Annotated in this window: 17 protein-coding genes; 6 read left to right on the top strand and 11 right to left on the bottom strand. The window is 66.6% G+C overall.

Translation table 11 applies throughout. The features are described from left to right. Window positions 1–24: 24 nt before the first annotated feature. Window positions 25–2,394, bottom strand: a complete 2,370-nt coding sequence (locus JWQ90_RS13710; RefSeq protein ID WP_299695060.1) for a TonB-dependent receptor — start codon at window positions 2,392–2,394, stop codon at window positions 25–27. Between the two features lie 226 nt (window positions 2,395–2,620). Here JWQ90_RS13710 and JWQ90_RS13705 point away from each other — a divergent pair, with 226 nt between their 5' ends. Then, the gene (locus JWQ90_RS13705) at window positions 2,621–3,577 is read left to right on the top strand and encodes a beta-propeller fold lactonase family protein (protein ID WP_299695057.1); all 957 of its coding nucleotides are present in this window, start codon (window positions 2,621–2,623) and stop codon (window positions 3,575–3,577) included. 159 nt (window positions 3,578–3,736) lie between these two features. Here the strand turns inward: JWQ90_RS13705 and JWQ90_RS13700 are convergent, their stop codons facing one another. Together JWQ90_RS13700 and JWQ90_RS13695 are read right to left on the bottom strand one after the other, a co-directional pair. Continuing rightward, the gene (locus JWQ90_RS13700) at window positions 3,737–5,257 is read right to left on the bottom strand and encodes an aldehyde dehydrogenase family protein (RefSeq protein ID WP_299695054.1); all 1,521 of its coding nucleotides are present in this window, start codon (window positions 5,255–5,257) and stop codon (window positions 3,737–3,739) included. 533 nt (window positions 5,258–5,790) lie between these two features. Next, window positions 5,791–8,412, bottom strand: coding sequence for a bifunctional diguanylate cyclase/phosphodiesterase (locus JWQ90_RS13695; protein WP_299695052.1), 2,622 nt, complete (start codon window positions 8,410–8,412; stop codon window positions 5,791–5,793). A 337-nt stretch (window positions 8,413–8,749) separates the two neighbouring features. On the opposite strand from JWQ90_RS13695, the gene JWQ90_RS13690 reads away from it, so the two are divergent. Beyond that, complete coding sequence (locus tag JWQ90_RS13690; RefSeq protein WP_299695050.1) at window positions 8,750–12,946, top strand: hypothetical protein; 4,197 nt, start codon at window positions 8,750–8,752, stop codon at window positions 12,944–12,946. A 14-nt stretch (window positions 12,947–12,960) separates the two neighbouring features. Continuing rightward, window positions 12,961–13,851, top strand: coding sequence for a pseudouridine synthase (locus tag JWQ90_RS13685; RefSeq protein WP_299695048.1), 891 nt, complete (start codon window positions 12,961–12,963; stop codon window positions 13,849–13,851). An 82-nt stretch (window positions 13,852–13,933) separates the two neighbouring features. On the opposite strand, the gene rpoD is transcribed toward JWQ90_RS13685, so the two are convergent. From rpoD to JWQ90_RS13655, 6 genes are all read right to left on the bottom strand, one after another. Continuing rightward, entirely contained in the window at window positions 13,934–15,772 is a 1,839-nt protein-coding gene (gene rpoD, locus JWQ90_RS13680; protein ID WP_299695047.1) for an RNA polymerase sigma factor RpoD, read from the bottom strand. A 395-nt stretch (window positions 15,773–16,167) separates the two neighbouring features. Further along, on the bottom strand, window positions 16,168–17,082 hold the full coding sequence (locus tag JWQ90_RS13675; RefSeq protein WP_299695044.1) for a dialkylrecorsinol condensing enzyme: 915 nt from the start codon (window positions 17,080–17,082) through the stop codon (window positions 16,168–16,170). Window positions 17,083–17,196: 114 nt separating this feature from the next. Continuing rightward, on the bottom strand, window positions 17,197–17,976 hold the full coding sequence (locus JWQ90_RS13670) for an SDR family NAD(P)-dependent oxidoreductase (RefSeq protein ID WP_299695041.1): 780 nt from the start codon (window positions 17,974–17,976) through the stop codon (window positions 17,197–17,199). A 137-nt stretch (window positions 17,977–18,113) separates the two neighbouring features. Then, the gene (locus JWQ90_RS13665) at window positions 18,114–19,259 is read right to left on the bottom strand and encodes a thiolase (protein ID WP_299694990.1); all 1,146 of its coding nucleotides are present in this window, start codon (window positions 19,257–19,259) and stop codon (window positions 18,114–18,116) included. Then, a complete protein-coding gene (locus JWQ90_RS13660; protein ID WP_299694988.1) occupies window positions 19,259–19,636 on the bottom strand; it encodes an OB-fold domain-containing protein in 378 nt (125 codons plus the stop codon). The genes JWQ90_RS13665 and JWQ90_RS13660 overlap by 1 nt, the downstream gene beginning before the upstream one ends. 132 nt (window positions 19,637–19,768) lie before the next feature. Continuing rightward, complete coding sequence (locus JWQ90_RS13655) at window positions 19,769–20,539, bottom strand: enoyl-CoA hydratase-related protein (protein ID WP_299694986.1); 771 nt, start codon at window positions 20,537–20,539, stop codon at window positions 19,769–19,771. A 237-nt stretch (window positions 20,540–20,776) separates the two neighbouring features. Between JWQ90_RS13655 and JWQ90_RS13650 the strand changes: the two genes are divergently transcribed. Next, complete coding sequence (locus JWQ90_RS13650; RefSeq protein ID WP_299694984.1) at window positions 20,777–21,931, top strand: acyl-CoA dehydrogenase family protein; 1,155 nt, start codon at window positions 20,777–20,779, stop codon at window positions 21,929–21,931. Between the two features lie 3 nt (window positions 21,932–21,934). Beyond that, window positions 21,935–22,993, top strand: a complete 1,059-nt coding sequence (locus JWQ90_RS13645; protein WP_299694982.1) for an acyl-CoA dehydrogenase family protein — start codon at window positions 21,935–21,937, stop codon at window positions 22,991–22,993. 4 nt (window positions 22,994–22,997) lie between these two features. On the opposite strand, the gene JWQ90_RS13640 is transcribed toward JWQ90_RS13645, so the two are convergent. After that, window positions 22,998–23,387, bottom strand: coding sequence for a type II toxin-antitoxin system VapC family toxin (locus tag JWQ90_RS13640; RefSeq protein ID WP_299694979.1), 390 nt, complete (start codon window positions 23,385–23,387; stop codon window positions 22,998–23,000). Continuing rightward, the gene (locus tag JWQ90_RS13635) at window positions 23,384–23,611 is read right to left on the bottom strand and encodes a type II toxin-antitoxin system prevent-host-death family antitoxin (protein WP_299694977.1); all 228 of its coding nucleotides are present in this window, start codon (window positions 23,609–23,611) and stop codon (window positions 23,384–23,386) included. The genes JWQ90_RS13640 and JWQ90_RS13635 overlap by 4 nt, the downstream gene beginning before the upstream one ends. Before the next feature lie 58 nt (window positions 23,612–23,669). Here JWQ90_RS13635 and JWQ90_RS13630 point away from each other — a divergent pair, with 58 nt between their 5' ends. Then, window positions 23,670–24,851, top strand: a complete 1,182-nt coding sequence (locus JWQ90_RS13630) for an acetyl-CoA C-acyltransferase (RefSeq protein ID WP_299694974.1) — start codon at window positions 23,670–23,672, stop codon at window positions 24,849–24,851. Window positions 24,852–24,881: the final 30 nt, after the last annotated feature.

Below are 24,881 nucleotides of genomic sequence, written 5' to 3'. Positions count from 1 at the left end.
TCACCCCAACCTACACCCCTACGCTCAGCTCCCGGCGAAGCTCATACGCACACCGACGAACACACCGCGCGGTGCGCCCGGCCCGACGAAGCGCCGCGCATCTTCGTAGTCCTCGCCCAGCACTGCCGCGCTGTCACCGTAGACGCCGAAGCTGTTGTAGTGCGTGTCCAGCAGGTTGGTGATCTTGCCGAACAGCGTGAGGTGCCGGCCGACGTCCTGCGACACCTGGCCGTTGAAGATCGCGAAGCCGCCGATGCGCTGTGGGTCGAGGTTGGCCTCGTCGCCGCGATAGCGCGACGACGAGCGCGCCACCATCTCCAGGCCGAGCCGGGTGCCGCCGCGATGCCAGTCGGCGGCGGCGCGGAACAGGTGCTGCGGGACCAGCGGAATCCGGTCGCCCGAGTGCACATCGCCGGTGCCTGCCGCGGGTTCTTCCGGATCGTCCGGATCGCGTAGCGGATGGTTCGGTGTATTGACCTGGAAGTTCTCGCGGAACTCGGCGTCGACATAGGTGTACGAAGCCGACAGTTTCAGCGACGGCAGCGCCGCCCAGTCGATGCCGAACTCGGCGCCCTGGCGCAGCGTATTGCCGACGTTGCTGAAATAGCCCTCGTTGCTCAGCGCGCCGTCGGTGATGAAGATGATGTCGTTCCGGCTGACGCCGCGATACAGCGCGCCGTTCCAATGCAAGGCCTTGCTGCCGCCGCGCAGGCCGATTTCGAACGTGCGCGTGATCACCGGCTTCAAGGGCGGATCGTCGACGAAGCCGTTCGGCAGCTTGCACGGGGCGTCCGGATTGGCGCAGCTCAGTTCCACCGGTGTCGGCGCGCGCGAGGCTTCCGATACAGAGCCGAACAGGGTCAGGCCATAGCCCAGCTCATAGGTCGCGCCGAGTAAGGGATTGAAGCGCGAGAAGTGGTGATTGCCGTCCAGGTCGTCGTCTTCGCCGAGGTCGGTGAGCTTGACTTCGGCGCGGTTGAAACGGCCCGACGCGGTCAGGCTCAATCGATCCGTGGCCTGCCAGACGTCGGATGCAAACACGCCGATGTTGCTGTTGATCGCGCGCAAGCTCACCAGGGATTCTTCGTCGTAAATGCCGCTGCCGACGGTGCCGCGCTCGTCGGTCAGCGCGCCGAGTTCGGTTTCGGAATGGAACAGCGTGCGGCCGCGATCGTAGCTGGCGCCGAGGTAGACGCGGTTGCGTCGCTGCAGCAGCAGGCCGTCGTAGGCCCATTGCAGATTGGCGCCGTAGCCGCGCTGTATCGTGCTGCTGGTGTTCTGCGTGGCCGAGTCGTTGGTGTCGCTGGCAGTGACCGGCTTGCCGTCGGCGTCGTTGATCACTGCCTCGTCGCCATCGTTGCTGTCGCACAGCAGCGGCTGACCCTGGGCGTCGACGTCGCCGGGATCGGCGCAGGCCGCGAATTCGCTGCCGTCGCCGTTGAACGCATGGATGCGGTTCTGGCGGTAGTAGACGCCGCCGGACAGGGTGGATTTTTCGTCCAGGCGATGCCGACCGAGCAGGTCGACGAAGAACAGCTGCGGCGCCGTCTGGTCGGGATAGGTGAACACCGCGTCGCGGCCCTCGGCCAGCATCAGTTCGATCGGCACCGCGCCATTGCCGCGCAACTGGTTGTCGGCGGCGGTGACGATCAGGTCGGCGCCGTCGTCGCCTTTGCCATAGGACGCGCGCGTGAACAGCTGGCGCACGCGGCTCGCGGAATGATCGCGCCAGCCGTCCTCGTCTTCGGTCTGCAGCGCCGCGAACAGCGCGGTATCGTCGCCGGCCACGCCGTATTCCAGCGAGCTGCTGATACGGCCGAACGAGCCGCCGCTGACTTCGGCCTCGACGCCCGGCTGATCCCAGCCGGTCTTGGTGTGCACCGAGAGCGCGCCGCCGAGCGTGTTCTGGCCGAACACCGGATTGGAGCCCGGGATCAGCTCGACGCGCTGGATCGCGGCTTCGGGAATCAGGTCCCAGTTCACGGTGTCGCCGAAAGGCTCGTTGACGCGCACGCCGTCCTGGTACACCGCCAGGCCCTGCGGCAGGCCCAGCAGCGGCGACACGCCGTAGCCGCGATAGAACAGATCGGCCTGGAACGGGTTGTTGGCCGCATCCGACAGATGCACCGAGCTGGCGCTGCTGCCGAGGAACTCACTGAGGTTGAGGCTCTGGCGATCACGCAGGCTGTCCGCGCCGAACACCTGGGCATTGCCCGGGTAATGCTGCAGGTCGCCTTCGCCGCCGGGGAACGGCGTGATGCCGAACACCACGATCTCCTCCAACTCGGCCGGCGGTGCGTCTGCAAGCGTTGTCGCCGCGAGATTCTGGGCGAAGCTCGACGACAGCGACGATAGCAGCAGTAGACCTAGCAGAGTCGATGAAGTGCGATGCACGGTTTCTCCTCCCGTTCTATTTTTTCACGCCGGGCATAGCGGCGGCTTGTCGAGCAGACTAACCAGCATGCCGGCAGCGCTGCGCGCCTGGAGAAGAACTCGGGATTTTCTCCTAATGCACTCGGGCGTCCAAGGCGCGATGTTGGCAGCGGCTGCAAAGCCTTTCAGCTCGCATGCACTAACATCCGGCATAGCCCGGAACGCCGATCATCAGGAGAGTTCGACCATGAACAAGCTTCACGCCGCAGGCTGTTTCGCGGCATCGCTGGCCTGCACCGCGGCCCATGCCGAGCGGGCCTATGTTCCCAACGAGGGCGACGGCACCATCAGCGTGATCGAGATCGCCAACGGCAAGCCGGCGACGGCGACGCTGCTGAACAATGTCAGCCTGGGCAAGAAGATCCAGGGCGTGGTCGTCGATCGCAGCGGCAAGCTGCTGTTCGTCGTCGATGCCGATGCCAGCGTGGTGCTGGCCGTGGACACCGCGACCGGCGAGCTGAAGAAAACCATCCCGGTCGGCAAGGCCCCCGAGGCGATCGATCTGTCGCCCGACGGCAAGACCCTGGCGGTGTGCTCCGAGGAGGCCAACCAGGCGGTGTTCATCGACGTGGCGAGCCTGGTTCAGACGCGGCAGATCGACGTGCAGGGACGCAACCCCGAGCACTGCGTCTACAACCCCAACGGCAGGCAGCTGCTGGTCAGCAACGAAGAGAGCCACGACATCGACGTGATCGACCTGGTGGCAGGCAAGTCGGTGGCGCGGATCAAGGTCGATGGCGCCGCTCGCGGGCTCGACTTTCTGCCGGATGGCAAGTCCGCCTATGTCGCCAACGAAGGCGCCGGCATGGTCGACGTGATCGATGTCGCGAGTTCAGCGGTCGTCAAGTCGATCACCACGGCGCTGCGCCCCGCGGGTATCGCGGTGCATCCGAACGGCAAGCGCGTCTACGCCACCAACGGCGGCGCCGGCAGCGTGTCGGTGATCGACACCAGGACCAACGAGGTGATCGCCACGGTGCCGGTCGGCCAGCGCCCCTGGAACATGGCGATGACACTGGATGGTGGCTTGTTGTTCGTCGCCAACGGCCGCACCGACAACGTCTCGGTGATCGACACCGCGACCAACCAGGTCGTCGACACGATCGCCGTCGGCAAGAAGCCCTGGGGCGTCGCGATCCGCTGAGCTGGCTTGTGTCCCTCGATACGCTTCGCAAGCGAAGCTACTCGGGAGGAACGGAGAGTCCTGCGCGATCCCCCGTTCCTCCCGAGTAGCCGCGCAGCGGCGTATCGAGGGACGCAGCCGTCGTAGGTCGGCGATCCATATACGACCTACTGTTTCGGCCTAGAAGAAGCCCAGCGGATTGATGTCGTAGCTGATCAGCAGGTTCTTGGTCTGCTGGTAGTGGTCGAGCATCATCTTGTGGGTTTCGCGGCCGACGCCGCTGCGCTTGTAGCCACCGAAGGCGGCATGCGCCGGGTACAGGTGATAGCAGTTGGTCCAGACGCGGCCGGCCTTGATCTTGCGGCCGACGCGATACGCGCGGTTGATGTCGCGCGTCCACAGGCCGGCGCCGAGGCCGAACTCGCTGTCGTTGGCGATCGCGATGGCTTCTTCCTCGGTCTTGAACGTGGTGACGCTGACCACCGGCCCGAAGATTTCTTCCTGGAACACACGCATCTTGTTGTGGCCCTTGAGCAGCGTCGGCTGGATGTAGTAACCGGTGCCGAGCACGCCTTCGAGCTTCTCGACGCCGCCGCCGGTGAGCACCTGCGCGCCTTCCTCCTTGGCGATGGTGAAGTAGGACAGGATCTTGTCGAACTGCTGTGCAGAGGCCTGTGCGCCGACCATCACCTCGGTGTCCAGCGGATCGCCGCGCTTGATCGCCTTGATCTTCTTCATCACCTCGGCCATCAGCGGCTCGTAGATCGATTCCTGGATCAGCGCGCGCGACGGGCAGGTGCAGACCTCGCCCTGGTTGAAGAACGCCAGCACCAGGCCTTCGGCGCATTTCTGGATGAATTCCGGCTCGGCCTGCATCACATCCTCGAAGAAAATGTTCGGGCTCTTGCCGCCGAGTTCGACCGTGCTCGGAATGATGTTCTTCGCCGCCAGACTCATGATGTGCGAGCCCACCGGCGTGGAGCCGGTGAACGCGATCTTGGCGATGCGCTTGTTGCCGGCGAGGGCTTCGCCGGCTTCCTTGCCGTAGCCGTGAACGACGTTGAGCACGCCTTTGGGCAGCAGGTCGCCGATCAGTTCCATCAGCACCGTGATCGACAGCGGTGTCTGCTCGGCGGGCTTGAGCACGACGCAGTTGCCGGCCGCCAGCGCGGGGGCCAGTTTCCACGCGGCCATCAGCAGCGGAAAGTTCCAGGGGATGATCTGGCCGACGACGCCCAGCGGCTCATGGATGTGATACGCGGTGGTCTTGGCGTCGATCTCGCCGAGCGTGCCTTCCTGGGCGCGAATGCAGCCAGCGAAGTAGCGGAAATGATCGGCGGCCAGCGGCACATCGGCGTTCAGCGTTTCACGCACGGCCTTGCCGTTGTCCCAGGTTTCGGTGACGGCCAGCAGTTCCAGATTCTGCTCGATGCGGTCGGCAATCTTCAGCAGCACCAGCGAGCGCGCGGTCACCGAGGTTTCGCCCCAGGCTTCGGCGGCGGCGTGGGCGGCATCCAGCGCTTTTTCGATATCCGCGGCGTTGGAGCGAGGGAATTCGGCGATCGGTTTGCCGGTCACCGGCGAGGGGTTGGTGAAGTACACGCCATCGACCGGCGGCACGAACTCACCGCCGATGTAGTTGCCGTACTTGGACTTGAACTTGACGATGGCACCTGCGGTGCCGGGATGTGCGTACTTCATTTTTTGGATCTCCTCGTTGGTTTGTCAGGTGCGGCGTCTATCGACTGGCGCTGCGCCGCTGCCGAACCGTGTGCGGTTCGCAATCGCCAGCATGCGCCTACGGATGGATTTATTTGCTGAATCGTTTCGCTCATTACACCGGGTCGCCAACAGGGCGGCCAGTGAACGCGGGCTCCCGCAGTGCATCGGTCATGCCAGATCGGACGGCGCGGATCGGAGTGCGAGGCAGGTGCTGCAGTGCGCGGCCGGGATGCTGGCGAACCGCGTGTCTATGGCCCCGAGCCCGGCGCTCCGGCAAAGCCGAGTTCGTTGATATATAAATGATTATCAGGTGATTATCAGGCGCCGCAGGGCCTCGGCCAAGATCCGGTCGAAGCTCTGGCCTCGATATCCGAGCCTCGCCCGAAAGCCCGACCGGCCGCGCGTCTGGTATCGCGATCGTGCCGGCCATCTCATAGCTGACACAAAGTGTGTCAACGGCGTCGCGGCGTGCTTGGGCGCTCATGCAAAAGCCCCGAGAGCGTGCCGCCTGCCTACCGCGCCGCGGTTTCGTCGCTGGGATGCGACAGCTCGCACTGCACCCGGTTGCGGCCCAGATTCTTGGCTCGGTAAAGCGCCCCATCGGCTGCGCGTATCAGGTCTTCGGGAGAGCCGGCCCCGGCTTGCGCGCAGGCGACACCCAGTGAAATGGTGACCATGATTGGAGTGGGAGTGTATCGGGTCGTCAGGATCTGATCCTCCAGCTTTTTGCGCAGGGACTCGGCGCGCGCGGCGGCCTGTTCCAGGGAGCAGCGCGGCAATACGATGGCGAACTCCTCGCCGCCGTAGCGGCACAGGATGTCGCTGGCGCGCATTTCCTGGCGCAGCAGTTCGCCCCAGGCCTGCAGCACTGCGTCGCCGACCTGGTGGCCATGCCGATCGTTCAAGCGCTTGAAGTGATCGAAATCGGCCATGATCAGGCTCACCTCGTAGGCTTCACGCTGGGCGCGATCGATCTCGCGGGACAGTGCGTCGTCGAAGTAGCGGCGGTTGAAGAGCTCGGTCAAGCCGTCGCGGGTGGCTTGCTCGCTGAGCAGCTCCTGCAGTGCGAGCACCTCGGCGATGCGCTGTTCCAGGCGGTGATTCAATTGCCCCAGCTTCGATTCGGTGTGTTTGAGGTCGGTGACGTCACTGAACACTGCCAGGCTGTTGCCGGCTTGCGGGCCTTCGCTGATCGGCAGGTAGACGCCCTGCACATGGATCACCCGGCCGTCCTCGACGAAGTGGTCGGTGGCCTCCACGGTCGCGCCGGCAATGGCCTGCGCCCAGTGTGAGCCGTTGCGCTGCAGAGCCGCTGCCGGAAGAACATCGCGGTAGTGGCGTCCCTCGATCTTTGCGACCGGCATGCCGAGTGTCTTGGCGTTGCGCCGGTTGGTGACCACGTAGCGGCCCTTGGCATCCACCATCGAAATCCACATCGGCAGGTTGTCGATCAGGTTGCGCAGCAGCGCGCGGCTTTCGCTCATGCGGTGCTCGGCCTGCCAGCGCTCGGTCACGTCCATGTTGACGCCGACCAGCCGTACCACTTCTTGATTCTGGTCGAGCACCACACCGAAGGCGGACTCGATGAACCGCAGCCCCAGCTTCGGATGCTGGATACGGAAATCATTCACCTGCGAAGTTTTCTGCTCGATCGCGGCCATGAAGGCCGCTTCGGCCCGCGGGAAGTCCTCGGGCGCCACGGTATCGCGCCAGGCTGCGTAGTCGGTAACGTCGCCGCGCTTTTTGCCGTAGATCCGGTACAGCGCGTCGTCGATATCGAAATTGCCGGCGGCCAGATCAAAATCCCAGACGCCGATTCCGGATACCTGCAGGGCCAGGGTCAGACGCTGGTTCAGTGCCTGACGCTGCTCTTCCAGGCGGCTGCGTTCGGTGACGTCCTGGATCTGCGAGATGAAATGCAGCGGCGCGCCGTCCGCGTTGCGCAGCAGCGTGACGTCGAGCTGGGCATCGACTACGCGCCCGTCGGACCGGATATAGCGTTTGTACATCCGGTAGCTGTCGCGCTTGCCCTCGATCAGGGCCTCGACCTGCGCGAGGTCGGCGGTGAGATCGTCCGGGTGGGTCAGATCCTGGAAAGTCTTGGCCTGCAGCTCCGGCATCGAGTAGCCGAGCATCGTGCTCAGTGCTTCATTGACTTCGATGAAGGCGCCGTCCAGGCCGACCAGAGCCTTGCCGATCGGCGCGTTGCGCATCGACTGCCGGAACCGGCTTTCGCTCTCGGCCAGCGCGGCCCGTGTTCTGCGATCCTCGGTTACGTCGCGGCCCTCGGGGATCAGCAGTTCGACTTTGCCGTCGGCGTCGAACACCGGCTTCAGCGAAAAATCGAGCGTGATGATGCGGCCGTCCGCTCCGCGCACTTCGGCGTCGTAACGCACCAGCTCGCCTCTTGCCGCGCGCATTACCGCATCACGCAACCGATCCTGGGTTTGTGGCGTCGCGTTCCACCAATAGGTATCCCAGGCCTGCTTTCCGACGACGTCCGCTGCCTGCAGTCCGGAGAAATCCAGCGCGGTCTGGTTGATGTCGAGCAGTCGGCCATCGGGGCTGAGAACGCCGATGAATTGCAGCATCGAGTCGAAGATCGCGCGGAATCGTTGCTGGCTGTCGCGCAAGGCCTGTTCGATCCGCCGCCGCTCGCTGACGTCCTGCACGATGCCGCGGAGTGCCACGACGTGGCCGGCGGAATCACGCACTGCTTCTCCGCGAACCGTCATCCATCGCCGAGCACCCGAGCTATGCAGCAGTTCCAGCTCGATTTCGTAGGCAAGGCCAGCCGAGATCGCGGCGTCTACGGCTTTGTCGAGGCGGGCGAAGCTGTCGGCGGTGAACAGCCGGCGCTGGTCGGCGTAGCTCGGAGCGGTTTCGGCCGGTGGCAGCCCGAAGACTTCAAACACCGTTTCCGACCAGAGCACGACATCGGAAGCCAGATCCCAGCGCCAGCCGCCTACACGGGCGATCCGCTGGGCTTCGGCGAGTTCGGAGGCCAGGGCTGGCGAACGTCCGGGCGGAGGCTGCGCCGCTTGCCTGAAAAGCGTGAGGAAGCGCCACCAGAGCCGTTTCATCGGGCCCCGGTTCAAGTCGCTGAAACTCTCTCGCTCTCGTGGCTCGCTCATCAATCCTTCCATCGGCCCCGCATCAGACTTCAGCAGGCCGGTGGCAGGGTCGCCTGAACGACCAAGCCGGGGTCCTGGCGGATGAATGGTGACAGTCGGATCAAACCATCGCGGTGCCCGGGCGCTGCTGCGTCAAGACCCGGGGATCGATCGGACTGTTGGCCGTAGGTCGGCAATCCTTTGCCGACGTTTGCCTTCGATGCGCAATCGGGGCCTCACGTCGGCAAAGGATTGCCGACCTACGGCCTGGCCGCCGCAGCCGAATCGGATAGGCTGCGAGGACAGTGGAGAACCGTAGACTCGGCGAGTCTCACCGGTTACGCAGGGGGAGTGTTGAATGGGTTCATGGATCAGATCCTTCGCCGGCGCGCTTCTGGCCCTGGCGAGTGCCGGTGCCGCCTCGGCGCCGCTGACCGAGGCGCAACTGCCGGCGCCGCTGCGCAGCTGGGTTCCCTGGGTGCTCGGCGGCGACGATCCGCGCCCCTGTCCGCTGGCCGACGATAGCTCGCGCCTGTGCCGCTGGCCCTCGTCGCTGCAACTGCAGCTCGACGCGCACGGCGGACGGTTTCAGATGGATGCCGAGCTGTACGCACCCGGCTGGCTGGAACTGCCGGGCGACGGTGATGCCTGGCCGCAGAACGTGAGCCGCGACGGCGGCGCGAGCCAGGCGGCGAACGTGGCCGTGATCGCACGCGAAGGCCATCCGCAAGTGCAGCTGCCGGCCGGCCGCTATCGGCTCGAGGGCCGCTGGGACTGGCCGCGTCTGCCTGAATCGCTGCGCCTGCCGCCCGATGCGGGTCTGCTGCAGCTCAAGCTGGACGGGCGCGGCATCGCGCATCCCGTGCATAGCGGCGACCGCCTGTGGCTGGGCCGCAACGACGCGGTCGCCGCGGCGCAGGGCAATCATCTCGCGCTGAAGGTGTTTCGCCTGGTCGACGATGATGTGCCGCCGCGCCTGAGCACCGTCATCGAGCTGGAAATCGCGGGCGACGTGCGCGAAGAGCGGATCGGGCCGGTGCTGCCGCCGGGATGGACGGCGCTGAGCATCGCCAGCGCGCTGCCGGTGCATCTGGAGGATGACGGCCGTCTGAGCGTCCAGGCGCGCCCCGGCCTGTGGCGGATCGAGCTGATGGCGCGCGCCGCTAAGCCGCTGCTGGCGGTCACCGCGCCTGCACCGGCGGAGTCCTGGCCCAAGGAAGAGGTCTGGTCGTTCCGGGCCAGGCCCGAGTTGCGCCGCGTCGATCTGGCCGGCGCGCCGGCGATCGATCCGCGCCAGACGCAGATGCCGGACGAGTGGCGCGAGCTGCCGGCGTTTCTGCTGGGCGCCGATGCCGCGCTGACGCTCAGCGAACAGCAGCGCGGCCAGATGCAGGCCGATTCCGACGAGCTGAGCCTCGAGCGCCAGATCTGGCTGGATTTCGACGGGCGCGGCTACACCGTGCAGGACCATCTCGCCGGGCGCCTGCAAAGCCGCTGGCGTCTCGAGGCCGCCGCGCCGCTGCTGCTCGGCCAGGTCCTGGTCGACGGCGCGCCGCAGCTGATCACGCGGCAGGGCGAGGGTGTCGGCGTCGAAGTGCGTCGCGGCCAGCTCGAATTGACGGCCGACAGCCGCATCGAAGGCGCCGGGCGCCGCATGCCCGCGCACGGATGGAACGTCGACATGCAGAGCCTGAGCACGACGCTGCATCTGCCGCCGGCCTGGCGTCTGTTCGCGGCGTCGGGCGTGGACCAGGTGCCCGGCACCTGGATGTCGCAATGGACGCTGCTCGATCTGTTCGTCGTGCTGATCGCGGCCATCGCCGCGTCTCGGCTGTTCGGTGCCGGCACCGGCCTGCTGAGCCTTTTGACGCTGGTTCTGATCTGGCACGAGCCCGGCGCGCCGCGCTGGTCGTGGATCAACCTGATCGCGGCGCTGGCGCTGCTCCAGGCGCTGCCGCCGGCGATGCGCAGCGGCGCGCTCGGCCTGTGGCTGTCGCGCTATCGCTGGATCGCGGCTGCCGCGGTGCTGCTGATCGCGCTGCCGTTTGCGATCCAGCAGGCGCGCCTGGCGTTGTATCCGCAGCTGGAGCTGACGTCGGCCGACGCCGGCGTGATGCCGATGACCGTGGAAATGGAGGAAATGGGCGGTCACGAAATGCCGATGCCGGCGTCCGCCCCGATGGCCATGGTGACCGCCGCCCGGCAAGCCAAGGCTGAAAATATCACCGCCAATGATGCGGCCAGTACTTACGGCGCGGCCGATTCGCTGTCGCGGCAGTCGATCCAGCAACTCGATCCCAGGGCGCTGACGCAGACCGGGCCGGGCCTGCCGAAATGGCAGTGGCGCGAACTCGCACTGAGCTGGAGCGGGCCGGTCACCGGCGAGCAAACCTTGCACTTGTGGCTGATCCCGCCGTGGCTGACGCGCAGCCTGCAGCTGCTGTCGCTGGCGCTGATCGCCTTGAGCTTGTCGCGCTGGCTCGCATCGGATTTGCGGATGCCGCGCATCACACCGGCGGCGGCGGGCGCCACCACCACGCTGATCCTGGCACTGAGCTTGTCGTTCACGCCGCGCGATGCGCAGGCGCAAGTCGTCGAAGACGCGTCGATGGCCGAGCCCGAATCCGCTCCCGAATCGGCGCCACCCGTCGCGCCGACGCCGGATCTGCTGGCGCAGCTGCGCGAGCGCCTGCTGGCGCCGCCTGATTGCGCGCCGGCCTGCGCGACGCTGTCGCGCCTGCGCATCGCGGTGCAGAACGAGCGCCTGATCCTGCGCCTGAGCGTCGATGCCGCCTACGTCGCGGGCCTGGCGCTGCCGCTGCCGTTCCTGACGCCGGGCGAACAGAACCGCGTCTGGCAGCCGGCGTCGCTGCGGCTCGGCGATCGCGCGCTGGATACGCGGCGCGACGAGGCCGGGCGCCTGTGGGCTGCGCTGCCGGCCGGGCACAGTGAACTGACGATCGAAGGCCCGCTGGCGGGTTTCAGTTCCTTGTCATTGCCCTTGCCGGCCAAGCCGCAGCGCGTCGAGGCCGAGGTCGGCAGCTGGCAGCTCGGCGGCGTCGACGAGCTTGGCCGTCCCGCCGAAGCGCTGCAATTGCTGCGGCCGGTGACGGCCGATCAGCGCGCCGCCGAGGGCGCCGCGCAGAACCTGCCGCCGCTGTGGCAGCTCACCCGCGAGCTGCGTCTGGGGCTGGACTGGGAAGTCGCAACCACGCTGCAGCGGCTCGGTGCCGCGCATGAAGCCGCGGCGATCGAGATCCCGCTGCTGGCCGGCGAGCGGCCGATCGGCGAGAACCTGCGCAGCCGCGACGGCCGGCTGCTGCTGAGTTTCGCGCCGGGCCAGCTCGAGGCTCACTGGACCTCGCGGCTGGCGATCGTCGATCGGCTGCAGCTGACGGCCGCGAGCCGCGACGATCTGTTCGAAACCTGGCGCTTCGATATCAGCTCGCTGTGGCATGCGCAGTTCAGCGGGCTGCCGGCGATCGGCGTGACCGAGAACGAGGGCTGGCTGCCGGTCTACCGGCCCTGGCCGGGCGAGTCGCTGAACGTGGAGGTTGGCCGTCCTGCCGGTGTGCCGGGCCAGACTTTGACCCTCGATCATGCCTCGCTGAGCGTGGCCGCCGGCCAGCGTGTCACCGACCTCGCGCTGACGTTGCAGCTGCGTGCCAGCCAGGGCGGCTCGCACCGGCTGAGCCTGCCCGAAGGCTGGTCGCTGCAAAGCCTGAGCATCGACGGCCGGCCGCAGTCGGCGCGCCTCGATGCCGGCCAGCGCGATGTGGTGCTGGCCCTGCATCCCGGCGCGCAGTCAGTCGATCTCAAGCTGCGAGGCGACCAGGGCCTGCGGGCGCTGCTGCGCACGCCGGCCTTGAACCTGGGGCTGGCCGGCGTCAACGCCGACCTGGCGATCGAGCTGCCCGCCGACCGCTGGGTGCTTTATGCCGGCGGGCCGCGGCTGGGTCCGGCGGTGCTGTTCTGGGGGGTGCTCGGCGTACTGATCGCGGTGGCCTTTGCGCTCGGCCGCGTCCCGCTGACGCCGCTACGCGGCTGGCAGTGGGCGCTGCTGATGATCGGCCTGTCGCAGATCCCGGTCTGGGCCGCGGCGGTGGTCGCGGGCTGGCTGATCGCGATTGGCGCGCGCGGCCGCTACGGCGGCTCCCTGACCGGCACGCGCTTCAATGCGATGCAGGTGCTGCTGGCGTTGTGGACCGCGTTGGCGCTGTCGCTGCTGTTCAGCGCGGTCGCCGCGGGCCTGCTCGGCAGCCCGGACATGCAGATCAGCGGCAACGGCTCGATGGGCAACAGCCTGCACTGGTACCAGGACCGCTACGAGCCGGCGCTGCCGCGGGCCTGGGTGCTGTCGGTGTCGATCTGGGTCTACCGCGTGCTGATGCTGCTGTGGGCGCTGTGGCTCGCCAATGCGCTGCTCGGCTGGCTGCGCTGGGGCTGGGACCGCTATAGCGACGGCGGTCTGTGGAAAAAATCAGTGAGAGCGCCAGTGGTTTTCGATGCGCCGGCGAAGGACGCCGCCGAGCCCGCGCCGGACGCGGTCGAGTAGGGCGTCGGCCGGCGATGTTCCCACAGATCGCGGCCGCATCAGCCGCCGGCGTCGGTGTCAGCCGCGTGCGGTTGCCGTCGGGGCCCTGGGTTCTGCTGCTGGACTTTCTCGACCAGCGTTTCCCCGGCGTCGGCCGCCCGGTCTGGGCTTCGCGGATGCGGCAGGGCAAGGTCGGCGACGCGCAGGGCGGGGTGCTGGGCGTCGATGCGCCGTTCATTGCCGGGCAGCTGGTTCACTACTACCGCGAACTTCCGTACGAAACCCCGATTCCGTTCGCTGCCGCGATCGTTTTCTGCGACGAACACCTGCTGGTCGCCGACAAGCCGCATTTTCTGCCGACGCTGCCGGCCGGCCGCTACGTCGAGGAATGCCTGCTGGTGCGGCTCAGGCGCGACACCGGGCTCGACCAGCTGGTGCCGCTGCATCGCCTGGACCGCGGCACCGCCGGCCTGGTGATGTTTTCCGTGAACGACAACAGCCGCGCTTCGTACAGCGCGCTGTTTTCCGCGCGCCGCATCGTCAAGGTCTATGAGGCGCTGGCGCCATTGCTGCCCAACGCGAAGTTTCCGCTGCAGCGGAGCAGCCGGGTTGTCGCGGGCGAGCCGTTTTTCAGGATGGCAGAAGTCGAGGGTGCAGCGAATGCGCAGACCTCGATCGAGCTGATCGAGGCGCAGGGCGACATCGGCCGCTACCGCCTGCGGCCGCTGACCGGTCGCAAGCACCAGCTGCGGCTGCACATGGCCGCGCTGGGCATGCCGATCCTCAACGATCGCTGGTACCCGCAGCTGCTGGCCGAGGCCGAGGACGACTATGCGCGGCCGCTGAAGCTGCTCGCTCGCGCCTTGTCGTTCATCGATCCGGTCACCAGCGAATCCCGGACCTTCGAGAGCCAGCTGCACCTGTAGGAGCGGGTCATACCCGCGACTGTGTCGGTGGGGTCTCAGTCGCGGGTATGACCCGCTCCTACAGCCGCGGTGATCGCGTGTCTTAATCCGCAACGAACGAACGCAGATGCTCGGCGCGGGTCGGGTGGCGCAGTTTGATCAGGGCCTTGGCTTCGATCTGGCGGATGCGTTCGCGGGTCAGCTCGAAGTGCTTGCCGACTTCTTCCAGCGTGTGCTCCGACTCCATGTTGATGCCGAAGCGCATCCGCAGGATCTGCGATTCGCGCTCGGACAGGCTGTTGAGCAGCTGGTGCGTGGACTGGTTGAGCAACTCGGCGGTCACCGCTTCCAGCGGCGACAGGATGGTGTTGTCGGCGACCAGATCACCGATGTTCGCGGAGCCGTCGTCGCCGATCGGGGTATCCAGCGACAGTGGCTCGCGCGCGATGCTGTAGACCTTCTGCAGGCTGGCTTCGCTCATCTCGGTTTTCTCGACCATCTCGGCCAGCGTCGCCTCGCGGCCCTTGGCCTGGCGGATTTCGCGGCTGACGCGGTTGACCTTGTTGACGCTTTCGATCATGTGCACCGGCACGCGGATCGTGCGCGCCTGGTCGGCGATCGCGCGCGACACCGCCTGGCGGATCCACCAGGTGGCATAGGTCGAGAACTTGAAGCCGCGGCGATATTCGAACTTGTCGACCGCCTTCATCAGGCCGATGTTGCCCTCCTGGATCAGGTCCAGGAACTGCATGCCGCGGTTGGTGTATTTCTTCGAGATCGAGATCACCAGGCGCAGGTTGGCCTCGATCATCTCTTTCTTGGCGCCGCGCGCCTTGCTCTCGCCCAGCGCCAGGCGGCGGGCGATGTCCTCGATCTCTTCCAGCGACATGCGGCTGTCGGCTTCGATCTGGCGCAGCTGGCCGGCCAGCGCTTCGATCTCGTCCTTGTGGGCCGCGAGCTTGGCGGAATACTTGCGCTTGCCGCGGATCGCCGTGTCCAGCCAGCGGGTGTCGGTCAGGCCGTCCTGGCGGCGGCGGGCGAGGAAGTCCTCGCGGCTCATGCCGGCGTCGTTGACCGCCAGATTAAGGATGCGCATTTCCAGCGCGCGGATCGCGTCGCGCTTGCCGCGCAGCTTGAGGTTGAGTTCGGCAACCAGCTTGGGTGCCAGGCGCAGCGTGATCACCTGCGCCGCGGTCTCGGCGCGCTGCCGCTGCAGCAGCTCCGGTGCGGCGCCGGCGGTCTGCGAGGTGGCGACGGCGATCCCGTGCAGGCGGCGCATTTCGGCGAACGCGGCCTCGGCGAGCACCGGGTCGGCGCCGCTGATCTTGGCTTCCTCTTCCTCTTCGGCGCTGTCGTCCTCGGCCACGGCGGTCTCCGGCGCACCGTGGACCACCGGCAGATCCATGCCCTCGTCGGCGAAGCCGAGCAGGACTTCGCCGAGGCGCTTGCGGTCGCCGGCGGCGGCCGCGTAGGCGTCCAGCAGCATGTCGATCGACTCGGGCGACTGCGCCACGGCGTAGAGCGCGTTGCTCAGGCCCTCCTCGATGCGCTTGGCGATGCGGATTTCGGCTTCGCGGTCGAGCAGGTCGACGCCGCCCATGTCGCGCATATAGATGCGCACCGGGTCGGTGGAGCGGTTGGCCAGGGAATCACCGGCGGTCAATGCGGTGGCGGCCTCCTCGGCGACCTCCTCGTCGACTTCGGCGGCGGCGGACGGGTCCGAGAACATCTGCGCCTCGCCCTGCGGCGCTTCCTCGAACACCGGGATGCCGATGCCGCGCATGGTCAGGATCACGTCGTCGACATGCTCCTCGTCCGACACGCCCGTCAGGTGATCGGAGATCTCGGACAGGGTCAGGTATCCGTTTTCCTTGCCCAGCGCGATCAGGGCCTTGATCTGCGTCTGCTGGGTCTGCTGCGTGGTCGGTTCGGGCATGTTCATCGGTAAATCTCCATGAATCCCGGGCACACTTGCCCGTATTGGCAATCGATTGAAGAGCGAGCGTGCCCGCGGGCGCGATCGTTTTGAGTCGTGAAGGGGGCCGCGATGAGCCGGGGTCGGGTCAAAGGGGCAGCAGCGGGCAGGTGAGGCCGAGGTCGGCGACCAGGGCCGTGGTCGCGACGGGCAGTGAAGGTTCCGCGATGGGCGGGATGCCGCCGGGGTGCGGTCCGGACTGACGCAAAGCGGCATTTACCGGCAGGCGGTACGGCCTGCCGATGTTGCTTGAGCTGAAAGTCCGGATACGCAAACTGGTTCGTCTCGGCGTCGAAGCGATGAGCGTCGGCAGCTCCGAAGAAGCGTAGGACGTCGGCTAGTATAACACCTTCAATCCGGATTCAGGCCCCTTCGAGATACAGAGTCTGCTGCTGCATCCAGCGCTTGTAGCCGGCCGAACGGCTGACCACGAGCAGCACCAGCAAGGTGATCGGAATCACCGTGCAGATGCCGATGCCCAGCAGCAGCGCGAACAGCCCCAGCAGCGGCACGCGCAGCGGCGCGCCCTGCTTGCCGGCCAGCCGCACCAGCCAGGCGCCCAGGCGGAAACCGCGGGTCGCGACTTCTTCAACCAGGATGTATTTCTGCAGCACGAAGGCGCTCTCGTGGCCGTTCAGGACCGCGTCGCCGCGGGCCAGCCGGCCGTCCAGCAGGCCGTCCATGACCTGCCGGCCAAAGCGGCTAGCCCCGGCGATATCGGCCTCCGAGACGCCGGCCGGGGACAGCACGCCCTTCCAGGTTTCTCGCCGCCCGGTCAGCAGCCATACCGTCACCGTGATGAAGGTTTCGGCGCGGCTGCCCTGGTCCTCGCGGACGATGTTGCCGGCGAAGCGGCCGCCCGCGGCGGTGATCAGCTTGCGCACCGCCTCCTGCCCCTTGAACCACATGTTGCGGCAGCCGATCACGGTGACCACCGGCGTGTCGCGCAGCACGCTGGCGTAGCGGGACTTCAGGAAACCGGTCGCCGGCAGTGACGGCGACAGATACCAGGTCTGATAGCCGAACATCACCAGGTCGTACTTCAGGCTGGCGTCGAACCCCGGCAGCTCGATCTCGGGCGGGTCGAGCGTCACGCATTCGGGGAACTGGTCGAAGAAGCGGATGACCGGCCACGGGAACGGGTAGGGCTTGACCGGCCGCATCTCCTGGAAGTGCACCTCGATGTCGTCACGCCCCAGGAACGGCGACATCGTCGAACGCATGATGCGTTCGAGCTGGCCGGTCTGGCTGTAGTACAGCGCCAATACTTTTTTCATGGGTTCCGATAGGGCCGGTTGAACGCGGTGATGGCCCGCTTGCCGGGCAAGTTCTGAGCCATCGGCGAAGGCGGGCGCGTCAGCGCGGTGTGCCCCGGATCGGGCCCGATTCGACTAGAGCGAGCTTAGCAAGTGGCCGCCATCCACCGGCAGATAGGCGCCGGTGATATAGCTGCCCGCGTCCGAAGCCAGCAGCAGCAGGGCGCCGTCGAGTTGCGCGGGCTGGCCGAAGCGGCGCTGCGGCACCCGGGCCTTCATCTTCTGCCCGAGCTCGGATTCCAGGAAGTCGCGGTTCAGATCGGTCGCGATATAACCCGGAGCCAGCGCGTTGACGCGGATGCCATAGCGTGCCCATTCCAGCGCCAGCGCCTGTGTCAGATGGCGCAGGCCGGCCTTGGATGCGCAATACGGCGCGACGCCGCCAGCCACTCGTTCGGCGAGTATCGAGGTCGTATTGATGATAGCGCCGCCCAGCTTGGCCGCGACCAGCCGACGCGCGCTTTCCTGCGCCACCAGCCAGGCACCCTTGAGGTTGGTGTCGACGACCGCGTCCCATTCCGCTTCGCTCAGCTGCAGCGCCGGCTTGGAGCTGACGGTGCCGGCGTTGTTGATGACCACATCCGCGACCAGGCCCAGCGCCGCGATGCGGTCGAAGCAGGCTGTGACGCTGGACGAATCGACGACGTCGACTGCGACCGCATGCGCCGTGCCGCCTCGTTGAGCGATCTCGTCGACCACGCGCTGCAGCTTGTCGATGCGCCGCGCGGCCACCACGACCACGGCGCCGGCCTCGGCCAGCGTCAACGCAAAATGAAGCCCCAGGCCGCTCGATGCACCGGTGACCAGTGCGCATCGGCCCTGCAGTGAAAAGCTCGTATTGAGTTGATGGTTCATTGGACGGCTTTTGTCGATAGTGCCCCGTAGGTCGGCAATCCTTTGCCGACGTGAGGCGGTGATTGCGCATGCGGGTGTGCACGTCGGCAAGGGATTGCCGACCTGCGGGCATGGACGTCAAGAATGCTTTTCATCGATTACGGGCTAATGCCGAGGATCACCGTGGCCTGGCTCGACAGCAGCCCGCCGTTGCCGTGCGCCAGCGCGAGTCCGGCATCGGCAACCTGGCGCTCGCCGCATTCGCCGCGCAGCTGGCGCACCGATTCGACCAGCGTGAACAGGCCGAACATGCCGGGGTGGCAATAGGACAGGCCGCCGCCGCTGGTGTTGACCGGCAGTGAGCCGCCCGGCGCGATCGCGCCGCTCTCGACGAAACGGCCGCCTTCGCCCTTGGCGCAAAAGCCGAGGTCTTCCAGGAACAGGATCGTGTTGATCGTGAACGCGTCGTAGACCTGCACCACGTCGATGTCGGCCGGCTTCACTCCGGCCTGTGCGTAGGCGCGTGCGCCGGATTCGACGGCGCCGGTCACGGTCAGATCCGGCATCGACGAGATGTCCGCATGCGTGACGGTGCTCGCCGATGCCAGCGCATAAACCGGTTTCTTCGCGGTGTCGCGGGCACGCTCGGCGCGGGTCATCACGATCGCCGCCGCGCCGTCGGTCACCAGGCAGCAGTCGCGCAGGCCGAGCGGGTCCGAAATCATGCGGGCGCTGACGACCTCGTCCACGCTCAGCGGATCGCGCATGACCGCCTCGGGATTCAGCTGCGCCCAGCGCCGCGCCGCGACCGCGACTTCGGCCAACTGGCGCTTGGTGGTGCCGTACTGGTGCATGTGCCGCGCCGCGGCGAGCGCATAAGCAGAGATTGGCCGCAGCGGCTTGTACTGCGCGTCCCAGAACGCGTTCTTCGAGGTCTGCACCAGCGCGCCGCTGGCGCTCGCCTGGTTGCTGCCGTAGGCGATCAGCGCGACGTCGCAGTAGCCGGCGTGCAGCGCCAGCGCCGCATGTTCGAGCTGCAGCATGAAGCCGCTGCCACCGCTGCGATTGCAGTCGGTGATCTTCGGCTGCAGGCCGAGTGCCTCGGCGAAGCTCAGGCCGGCGAGGGTGTCCTGGGGCTGGGCGATGAACAGCGCATCGACTTCCTTCAGCTCCATGCCGGCATCGGCCAGCGCGAGCAGGCTGGCGCGGATCGTCAGATCCATCGAGTCGAAGCCCGGCGACTTGCCGACGCCGAAGGTCGCGGCGCCGACGATCGCGGTCTTTCCGCTGGGGAAACCGTACATCAGCGGCTCGCTCCGGCTGGCTCGAACACCACCAGCGGCGTGCCGTCGTCGTCGATCACAGCGGCGAGCACCGCCATGCCGATGCGCACGTCCCCGGGCGCCAGGCCGATCACACGCGACATCATCCGCGGACCTTCGGCAAGATCGATCAGCGCGATGTTGTAGCTGGGCTCTGGGGGTTTTTTCCGGACAAGCGTCGTCGAATACACCGTGCCGCGACCGCTGACCTCGACCCATTCCAGATCGGTGTCGCCCGTCACCGGCTCGGCGACGCGCGGATAAAAAATATAGCGGCCGCTGCCGCGTGCGCGCTGGATCATGAAGCGTCCCTGGGCGAGGAACTCGCGGTATTGCCGTTCGGGCTGGATGTCGGGCATTGAAGGTTCCCAGTCGATTGAAGACACCACTGTAGGAGCGGTCCTTGACCGCGATTGAGGCTGCACCGGCGTAATCGCGGTCAAGGACCGCTCCTACAGTGGCTCCATTCAGTAGCGCGCGGGCCGGGAAGATCAGTTGCCAGTGAACTTCGCCGGACGCTTCTCGATGAACGAGCGCGTGCCTTCCCTGAAGTCCTCGGTCTGTGCGATCAGCGGCACCGTGGTGCCCTCAAAATCCATGAACTGGTCGAGCGTCATCGTCGACGCGACATCGAACATGCGCTTGGCCATGCCCAGCGCCAGCGTCGGCGCTTCGGCAAAAGTTTTGGCCAGCGTCAGTGCTTCGTTCATGAGCTGGTCGTCGGCGACGATCTTCGACACCAGGCCGATATCCAGCGCCTCCTTGGCGCCCACCATGCGCGCCGAGAACACCATCTCCTTGGCGCGGGCGGTGCCGAGCAGGCGGTTCAGGAACCAGACGTTGCCGGCGTCCGGGCACAGGCCGATCTTGCGCTGCACCGCGCCCATGCGCAGCGTCTCGGTTGCGATCACGTAGTCGCAGGCCAGCGCCATCGACATGCCCATGCCGACCGCGACGCCGCGGATCGCGCCGATCAGCGGCTTCTCGATATGGCCGAGCCCCTTGATTGCCTTCTGCATGTGGCGCGCCTTGAACAGCGAGCCGTTGATGCCGCCTTTCGCCATCTCCGACACGTCGGCACCGGCGCAGAAGTCAGTGCCCGCACCGGTGAGGATCGCCACGCGGATGCCGTCGTCGTCGTTGATCTGTTCGGCGATCTCGGCGATGCGGTCGCGCATGCCGATCAGCATCGCGTTCTTCTTGTCAGGGCGGTTCAGCGTGACCGTGGCGATGCCGTCCTGCTGGGTGAATTCGATGCTCATTGGTATCCTCAATTGGTCGATATTGTCAGTCGCGGCCGGGCCCGGTGGGGTGCGGTAACGGTGATGTCCTGACGCTGGCTTTCGTCTAAGGCTTGAATTAGTATCCCATTTAGAAGTCATCTTACAACGATCGGATGCAGGGCAGCCAAATCCCCCGATTCCGGCACTACCAGGCGGCAATGCGCACCCTCGGCCACATCATCGAACGCACGCCTCGCCACTGAGCCGACCTACGACATGCAGAGTTTCAGTTTCGATCCTGTTGTGCTGCCGCCCGGCATCGGCGAATTCCGCGCGCAGATCCGTGCCTTTTTGAAGGCCGAGCTGGTGTCGACGCCGGCGGTGAAGAAGGCCAACTCCTGGGCGGTCTACGACGCCGGCTTCTCGAAGAAGCTGGCCGCGCAAGGCTGGGTCGGCATGGTCTGGCCCAAGCGCTACGGCGGCTATGAGCGCAGCAGCATCGAGCGCTATGTGCTGCTCGAAGAGCTACTCGCCGCCGGCGCGCCGGTCGGCGCGCACTGGATTGCCGATCGCCAGTCCGGGCCGGCGCTGCTGAAGTTCGGCAGCGAGGAGCAGCGCCAGAAATACCTGCCGGGCATGGCGCGCGGCGAAGTCTATTGCTGCATCGGCATGAGTGAGCCCAACGCCGGCTCCGATCTCGCCAGCGTGCGCACGCGCGCCGAGCGTCAGCCGGATGGCCGCTGGAAGATCAACGGCCAGAAAATCTGGACCACGCAGGCGCAGCGCTGCCAGCTGATCATCGCGCTGGTGCGCAGCGCGCCGGTCGACGAGAAGAATCGCCAGGCCGGGCTGTCGCAGTTTCTGATCGAGCTGAACACGCCGGGCATCCGCATCCGCCCGATCGTCGACCTGATCGGCGAAACCCATTTCAACGAAGTGTTCTTCGAGGACTGCATCGTCGGCGCCGAATGCCTGCTCGGTGTCGAGGGCGCCGGCTGGGCGCAGTGCACCGGCGAGCTGAGCCTGGAGCGCAGCGGGCCGGAGCGCTACATGTCGAGCCTGGCGCTGTTTCTGGAACTGCTGCGCGTCGCCGGGCCGAATCCGTCCGAAGTGCTGCGCCAGGTGATCGGCCGCACCGCCGCCGAAGTGTGGACGCTGCGGCAGATGTCGCTGTCGGTCGCCGGCCAGCTCGCGCAGGGCAAGGACCCGACGATCGAGGCCGCCATCGTCAAGGATCTCGGCAACAGCTTTGAACAATCGCTACCAGTGCTGGTGCAGAGCATCACCGACTCCGGTGTGAGGCTTGAAGACGACAGCGATTTTGTGCAGGTGTTGACGTATCTGCTGCAGACCTCGCCCTCGTTCTCGATGCGCGGCGGTACCCGCGAAATCCTGCGCGGCATCATCGCGCGCGGCCTGGGGCTCCGGTAAGCCATGAGCGAACAGAAACAGATGCTCGCCGATGCGGTGATCCGCCTGTTCCGCGACGCCGGCGATATTTCATCGCGGGCCGAGCGCGAGGGTTTTTCGTCGGCCCTGTGGAACCAGGTCGAGGAGCTCGGCTTGCCGCTGGTGCTGGTCCCGGAAGACCGCGGCGGTGTCGGCGGCGACTGGGAAGATGTGCTCGCGGTGCTGCATCCGGTCGGCTACTACGGCATCCCGCTGCCGATCGGCGAAGCCATGCTCGCGTCGAGGCTGGCAACCGATGCCGGCTTCGACCTGCCTGCCGGCGTATCCACAGTCGCGGCCGAAATCCAGGGACAGCTGAGCCGCAGCGCGGACGGCTATGTTTTCAGCGGCACGCTGAAGCGCGTTCCCTGGGGGCGCGACGCGCAGAGCGTCGCCGCCGTGCTCGAGTTCGAGGGCAGGCCGCATTTGCTGCTGCTGCTGCTGCCGAGTGCCGCGGCGAGCGTTCATGCGGCACACAATCTATCGGGCGAGCCGCGAGACGATCTGTATTTCGAAGCTGCGGCGGTTCAGGCCGCGCCGGTTGCGTCTGCCGATGCCGCGGATGTCCACGAGCGCTGTGCCTTGCTGCGTGTCGCGCAGATCACCGGCGCGCTCGAAGCAGCGCTGCATCGCTCGATCGACTACGCCAAGGAGCGCAAGCAGTTCGGCCGCGCGATCGGCCAGTTCCAGGCCGTGCAGCAACAGTTGGCGCTGTTCGGCAGCGATGCCGCTGCGGTCGCCTGCGCCGCGCGTGCTGCCTGCCAGGCTGCGGCCCGCGGCCCGGCGAGCTTCCAGATCGCCGCTGCGAAACTGCGTGCGAACCAGGCAATCGGCCTGGCCACCGGCACCGCGCATCAGGTGCACGCGGCGATCGGCTTCACCCACGAATACGCGCTGCGCCATGCGACGCAGCGACTGTGGTCCTGGCGCAGCGAATTCGGCAACGACCGCTACTGGGCCGAGCGGCTCGGTGCCGCAGTTGCCGCGCGCGGCGCGGAAAACTTCTGGGCCGACCTGACTGAGCGCGACGATGCCGCAGCTTGAGCCGCTACCAGATCGTACGTACGCCGAAGCCGGCGAACGCCGGGTCTTTGGTCACGACCGGATAGTCCAGCGCGAGCGCCTGGGCGATCAGCATGCGGTCGAAGGGATCGCGGTGTTCGCCTTGCAGCCGGCCGGCGGCGACCGCGTGCTCAACCGAAACCGGCAACTCGCGCAAGCCCGCCTGGCGAAGATACAGCGGCATGTCCGAAATCAAGGGTTCGGCTTCGGGCAGCTTGCCCAATCGGTGCTTGGTCGCGATCTCCCAGGCGGAAGCAGCGCTGACCCAGACCCGGGTTTCGGGGACTGCGATCTGACTCCTGGCGATGGTGGAAAGCTTCGGCGAGTCGATCAGCCACCACAGCAGCGCGTGGGTATCGAGCAGCGCGTCGCTCATCCCTCCCATGCCTTCAGTTCGTCTTCCGGCAGGGGATCGAAGAACGATTCCGGCACGGTCATTCCCTTGAGCAGCCCCGGCTTGCGCGGCTCCTTCTGTGCCAGCGGCACCAGCCGCGCCATCGGCTTGCCGGACTTGGCGATGACGATTTCCTCGCCTGCCGCCGCCGCGCTGACCAGGGCCGAGAGATGGGTCTTCGCCTCGTGCAGATTGACGGTTTTCATTTGAGCCCACTCATTTGAACCAACTCATTAAACCAACTGGCCAGAAATCTAGCACGCCATGAACGAAGCCGTCATCGTCTCCACCGCACGCCTGGGTATCGGCAAGGCGTTTCGCGGTGCGCTCAACAACACGCATGGCGCGACCATGGCCGGGCATGTGATTGCCGAGGCGGTGCGGCGTGCGGGGCTGTCGCCGGACGAGATCGACGACGTGCTGCTCGGCTGCGCCTGGCAGGAAGGCGCGACCGGTTCCAATATCGCGCGCCAGGCCGCGCTGCGTGCGGGTCTGCCAGTCGGTGTGGCGGGTGCGACCATCGATCGCAAGTGCTCGTCGGGGCTCAACAGCATCGCGATGGCGGCGACGCGCATCATCGCCGGTGAAGCCGAGGTGATCGTCGCCGGCGGCGTCGAATCGGTGTCGCTGGTGCAGGACCATCGCAACAGCTTCCGCACGCGCGAGGACTGGGTGCAGGAGCATCACGCCGGCGTTTACGCGACGATGATCCTCACGGCGGAGAATGTGGCGTCTCGCTACAAGGTGTCGCGCGATGCGGCCGATCAGTATTCGCTGCTGAGCCAGCAGCGTACCGCTGCGGCACAAGCTGCCGGCCGCTTCGACGCCGAGATCGTGCCGTTCACCACGATCAAGCATCTCAAGGACAAGGCCGGCGCGGTGATCGGCGAAGAACCGGTGACCTTGACGCAGGACGAGGGCAATCGTCCCGAGACGAATATCGAAGGCCTGATCAAGCTCAAGCCGGTGATGGGCGAGGGCTATACCGTGACTGCCGGCAACTCCAGCCAGCTGTCGGACGGCGCCGCCGCCTGCGTGGTGATGAGCGCGAAGGAGGCCGCGCGCCGCGGCCTGCAAGCGCTCGGTATCTACCGCGGCTTTCAGGTCGCCGGCTGCGAGCCCGACGAAATGGGCGTGGGCCCGGTGTACGCGGTGCCCAAGCTGCTCAGGCGCGCGGGCCTGAAGATCGACGACATCGGCCTGTGGGAATTGAACGAGGCCTTCGCGGTGCAGGCGCTGTATTGCCGCGACAAGCTCGGTATCGATCCGGACAAATTCAATGTCGATGGCGGCGCGATTGCGGTCGGCCATCCGTTTGGTGTTTCCGGCACGCGGCTGGCCGGCCATGCGCTGATCGAGGGCCGTCGTCGCGGCGTGAAATACGCAGTGGTGACGATGTGCATCGGCGGCGGCATGGGCGCTGCGGCGCTGTTCGAAATCGCCTGAACCTCCACGCCTCAGCCACTCATTCCCGAC

Origin of the sequence: Hydrocarboniphaga sp., assembly GCF_028291725.1 — a bacterium.
Taxonomy (GTDB): Bacteria; Pseudomonadota; Gammaproteobacteria; order Nevskiales; family Nevskiaceae; genus Hydrocarboniphaga.
This window is presented reverse-complemented; position numbering and strand designations above follow the sequence as displayed.

Bases quoted from the DNA above. Each gene is read 5' to 3' on its own strand.
- JWQ90_RS13635 (WP_299694977.1), bottom strand. From the start codon at position 23,611: ATGAAAACCGTCAATCTGCACGAGGCGAAGACCCATCTCTCGGCCCTG.
- JWQ90_RS13675 (WP_299695044.1), bottom strand. From the start codon at position 17,082: ATGAAAAAAGTATTGGCGCTGTACTACAGCCAGACCGGCCAGCTCGAA.
- JWQ90_RS13640 (WP_299694979.1), bottom strand. From the start codon at position 23,387: ATGAGCGACGCGCTGCTCGATACCCACGCGCTGCTGTGGTGGCTGATC.
- JWQ90_RS13655 (WP_299694986.1), bottom strand. From the start codon at position 20,539: ATGAGCATCGAATTCACCCAGCAGGACGGCATCGCCACGGTCACGCTG.
- JWQ90_RS13690 (WP_299695050.1), top strand. From the start codon at position 8,750: ATGGGTTCATGGATCAGATCCTTCGCCGGCGCGCTTCTGGCCCTGGCG.
- JWQ90_RS13705 (WP_299695057.1), top strand. From the start codon at position 2,621: ATGAACAAGCTTCACGCCGCAGGCTGTTTCGCGGCATCGCTGGCCTGC.
- JWQ90_RS13685 (WP_299695048.1), top strand. From the start codon at position 12,961: ATGTTCCCACAGATCGCGGCCGCATCAGCCGCCGGCGTCGGTGTCAGC.
- rpoD (WP_299695047.1), bottom strand. From the start codon at position 15,772: ATGAACATGCCCGAACCGACCACGCAGCAGACCCAGCAGACGCAGATC.
- JWQ90_RS13630 (WP_299694974.1), top strand. From the start codon at position 23,670: ATGAACGAAGCCGTCATCGTCTCCACCGCACGCCTGGGTATCGGCAAG.
- JWQ90_RS13665 (WP_299694990.1), bottom strand. From the start codon at position 19,259: ATGTACGGTTTCCCCAGCGGAAAGACCGCGATCGTCGGCGCCGCGACC.
- JWQ90_RS13660 (WP_299694988.1), bottom strand. From the start codon at position 19,636: ATGCCCGACATCCAGCCCGAACGGCAATACCGCGAGTTCCTCGCCCAG.
- JWQ90_RS13650 (WP_299694984.1), top strand. From the start codon at position 20,777: ATGCAGAGTTTCAGTTTCGATCCTGTTGTGCTGCCGCCCGGCATCGGC.
- JWQ90_RS13700 (WP_299695054.1), bottom strand. From the start codon at position 5,257: ATGAAGTACGCACATCCCGGCACCGCAGGTGCCATCGTCAAGTTCAAG.
- JWQ90_RS13670 (WP_299695041.1), bottom strand. From the start codon at position 17,976: ATGAACCATCAACTCAATACGAGCTTTTCACTGCAGGGCCGATGCGCA.
- JWQ90_RS13645 (WP_299694982.1), top strand. From the start codon at position 21,935: ATGAGCGAACAGAAACAGATGCTCGCCGATGCGGTGATCCGCCTGTTC.
- JWQ90_RS13695 (WP_299695052.1), bottom strand. From the start codon at position 8,412: ATGAGCGAGCCACGAGAGCGAGAGAGTTTCAGCGACTTGAACCGGGGC.